This window comes from Roseateles sp. P5_B10 (assembly GCF_056400485.1).
The window spans coordinates 1-651 of record NZ_JBFULE010001520.1 but is presented as its reverse complement, the minus strand read 5'-3'; the positions used below and the strand labels follow the sequence as shown (position 1 = coordinate 651).

The 651-nt window shown below is 71.7% G+C and carries 1 protein-coding gene; it reads right to left on the bottom strand.

Features of this window, described 5'->3' with window-relative positions:
• Window positions 1–80 precede the first annotated feature (80 nt).
• On the bottom strand, window positions 81–651 hold a 571-nt coding region (locus tag AC1DU6_RS34360), incomplete at its 5' end, for a methylated-DNA--[protein]-cysteine S-methyltransferase (protein WP_477862942.1).

Here is a 651-nt window from a genome sequence, read left to right as displayed (position 1 = left end):
TGATAGCCCTGTTCGCGCACGGCGCGCAGCAGGGCGGGCGACAGGCCCAGGGAAGAAAAGGACATGCGCGATTGTCGCGGTCAGAACAACTTCTGCTGATCGCCCGCGAGCTGACCCACGGCGCGGGCCTCGATGAGCAGCATGCGCCGCTTGGTCTCGACGCCGCCCGGCGCCGAGAAGCCCGTGGGCTCACCGCCCGCACCCATCACGCGGTGGCACGGCACGATGGGTGGAAACGGGTTGTCGCCCTCGGCGCGGCCGACCGCGCGCGCCGCACCGGGCTGGCCGAGGGCCGTGGCGATCTCGCCGTAGGTGCGGGTCTGCCCGGGCGGGATGGCGCGGGTCAGCGCATGCACCTGGCGGCGGAACTCGGGGATGCCGCGCTCGTCCAAGGTGATTTCGCTCAGGTCTCGCACCTCGCCGGCCAGCAGCGCGCGAATGCCATCGACGGCATGGGCGATGTGGGCGGGCAGCTCCGTCGTCAGTTCGGCGGTGGGATGTCGGCGCTTCAGTCGCGCCGGGCTGGCTTCAGGCAATAGCGAGGCGACGATGCCCCGCTCGCTCCAGACAACGCCGCAGCGGCCCAGTGCCGTGTCGAAGCTGTGAGCCCAAAGCGGCTCGCCGGCCGGCAGCACCGGGCCGATGTCAGGG